A 2,314-nucleotide genomic window follows, 5' to 3' on the forward strand; every position below is an offset into this window, starting at 1 on the left:
AAAAATACATGTTTTTCTCCAATATAAATTTACTGATATAGAGTAATTACTTGTAATCATTTTAAAGTCGCCTAGCTATATGTTTTGTAATTGGTAAGATATTTATTTAGCTATATTTAATTTAACATTAAACGATGCTTAAGGTTTTATTTGTCGCCTTTTGTATACACGATTTTTCAATAATCAAGGAGGTTTTTAAAATGGGTGAAATAACTTAATAAATTTTCTTACTATTTTAACTGATTAAAATATGGAGAAGTATAAAAATATTAGATTTGTGAGCGTTCACATGGAGAGTGGCAATTATGCTTTTATTTGATTCTCGTTTTTCTTGTTTGAAAAGCCTAATGGAAAATTATGGCCATATAAAGAAAAAAACACATTTCGGGGGTTATTGTATTCTAGTCAATCATGTCATTATTGGGCAGGTATTGGATAGCGAGTTTTATTTGCGAGATTGTTTATTTGCTGAACTTCAATTTGAAGTGTCAGGATTGCAAAAACTGATTTATACCAAGAAAGGCGTTCCTCTTATATTAAAGTATTTTTTATCAATGAAATGCTTTGGAATGATAATTTACTTTTATGTTATTACATTGATCTCGCTTATAAAGCGGCCGTGGAAGAGTTATGTCAGAAACAGCATTCACATATCAGGATCAAAGACTTACCAAATATGAATATGTCGATAGAAAGGGCATTAGGTAAAGTAGGCATTAGCGATGTAGACTATTTAAAAATGTTAGGTGCTAAAATTTGTTATTTAAAATTAAGGCAGAAGAAAGTCAATCTGAGTATTAAATTACTATTTGAATTAGCTGGGGCTATTGAAGGCTATCATATTGCAGTACTTCCTGAGTCAATAAAAATTGAATTAATTACTTTGTACAATAGCCTAACGTAAAGAAATACATCAAGAAAATGATTTTATGGCCAGTTTTATATTTAATAAAATTTACTAATTATAACTATTTTAGTCTGGCCCTTGTTGTTTAATAAAAACAATCAGAGAGTTGATTTCTGGCAACAGGTTAATTAATAATAATAATTGCTCAACAATGAGTTGTTCTTTGTTATTTTCTCCTAATTGTATGGTTTGGAAGCGTTGAATCAATGGGTTGTCTAACTCTTTGACTGATTGGTTATTTAATAAGGCAAAATTCAACGCCGACTCAATATAGGCGATTTTACTATCAAGAATAGATAAAATAGTTTGATTATTAAATTGTTCGCGATGTGCTCCAAAGGCAGAAATATAACTCAACATGCTGTGATTAAGGCAGAGTAATCTAAAGATTTTTTCTGGAGAGATATTATTAGTTTTTATTCTAGCTAGAATATCGGATAGAACGGAAACTAGCTCTGCGTCATTAATCTGGGCATCGCGACGGACAATACGATAATCGAAACTGTTATTTCTACCTTGATGATACTGAAATAAAATAGCGGCAAGATAACGGCAATTACTGTTTAATGTTTGTTGCAGGAGTTTAGGTAGTTGTCGAAATTTCCAATCAGGCAAAATATAATTTACTGCAATCCAAGCAATGCTAAAACCAATGATTGTATTAGTTACTCGGGGAAGCATAACGTTGAACCCTTCACCCAATAAGTTAAAACTCAGTAAAACCAGTAGAGTAATAAATAAGGTGGCTTGGGCATATTGACCATTGCGGAAGGTAAAGAAAAAACGTCACTAATAATAATGAGTAAGAGTTGTCCTTCGATAGAGGGTACGAAATAGAGCAGAGGTAACCCAATTAGAATAGCGGCAATGGTTCCAATAATACGCAAGATTAAGTAATTCTTAGTTGCAATATAATTTGGTTGGCATACAAATAAACTTGTCAGGAATATCCAATAACCCTGTGGTAAATTAAAGCATTGAACAATAATATAACCGGTACACAATACTTCTGACATTCTAATCGGATGACGAAACAGTGTTGAATTAAGTGTTAAGTTATAGCTAAGCGACTTAATTTTGATTACACCATATTGAGTGCGAATAAAATATCTGTTTCGCATCCGAGCGCTCTTTTTTTGCATTTAGCTTGTGCCCATTTATGTTCAATTGGATTAAGATCTGGCGAATAGGTAGGCAAATATTCCACCATATGTCCCGCATCGATAATGACTTGTTGAATACTCTGTTTCTTGTAAAAAGTTGCATTATCCATCATGATTACACTGTTTTTAGGAAGTACTGGGATAAGGACTTGGGTGACCCATGCATAGAAAACATCGCTGTTAATATTGATATCAAATAATCCGATAGCAAACAGCGTTTTGCCCAATAAAGCGTCGATATAGC

At 32.3% G+C, this 2,314-nt stretch carries 4 protein-coding genes and 1 pseudogene; 2 read left to right on the forward strand and 3 right to left on the reverse strand.

The window, feature by feature from the left end; genetic code table 11:
• Positions 1 to 347: 347 nt before the first annotated feature.
• Together ARSQ2_RS13215 and ARSQ2_RS13220 are read left to right on the forward strand one after the other, a co-directional pair.
• A pseudogene (locus ARSQ2_RS13215) lies at positions 348 to 488 on the forward strand (TfoX/Sxy family DNA transformation protein); the annotation flags it as partial.
• Between the two features lie 71 nt (positions 489 to 559).
• A complete protein-coding gene (locus ARSQ2_RS13220) occupies positions 560 to 904 on the forward strand; it encodes a TfoX/Sxy family protein (RefSeq protein ID WP_238334455.1) in 345 nt (114 codons plus the stop codon).
• A gap of 69 nt (positions 905 to 973) precedes the next feature.
• Here ARSQ2_RS13220 and ARSQ2_RS10295 read toward each other — a convergent pair whose 3' ends face one another.
• Genes ARSQ2_RS10295 through ARSQ2_RS10305 form a run of 3 tightly spaced genes read right to left on the reverse strand, consistent with a single transcriptional unit; the run spans position 974 to position 2,297 of the window.
• Positions 974 to 1,642 (reverse strand): hypothetical protein, encoded by a 669-nt coding sequence (locus tag ARSQ2_RS10295; protein WP_338078291.1) that lies wholly within the window; start codon positions 1,640 to 1,642, stop codon positions 974 to 976.
• Entirely contained in the window at positions 1,621 to 2,049 is a 429-nt protein-coding gene (locus ARSQ2_RS10300) for an FUSC family protein (RefSeq protein WP_181995246.1), read from the reverse strand. Before ARSQ2_RS10300 ends, ARSQ2_RS10295 begins: the two co-directional genes overlap by 22 nt.
• Positions 1,989 to 2,297 (reverse strand): transposase, encoded by a 309-nt coding sequence (locus ARSQ2_RS10305; RefSeq protein WP_202880418.1) that lies wholly within the window; start codon positions 2,295 to 2,297, stop codon positions 1,989 to 1,991. The genes ARSQ2_RS10300 and ARSQ2_RS10305 overlap by 61 nt, the downstream gene beginning before the upstream one ends.
• Between the last annotated feature and the right edge of the window lie 17 nt (positions 2,298 to 2,314).

It is taken from the genome of Arsenophonus endosymbiont of Bemisia tabaci Q2, assembly GCF_902713415.1.
GTDB lineage: Bacteria > Pseudomonadota > Gammaproteobacteria > Enterobacterales > Enterobacteriaceae > Arsenophonus.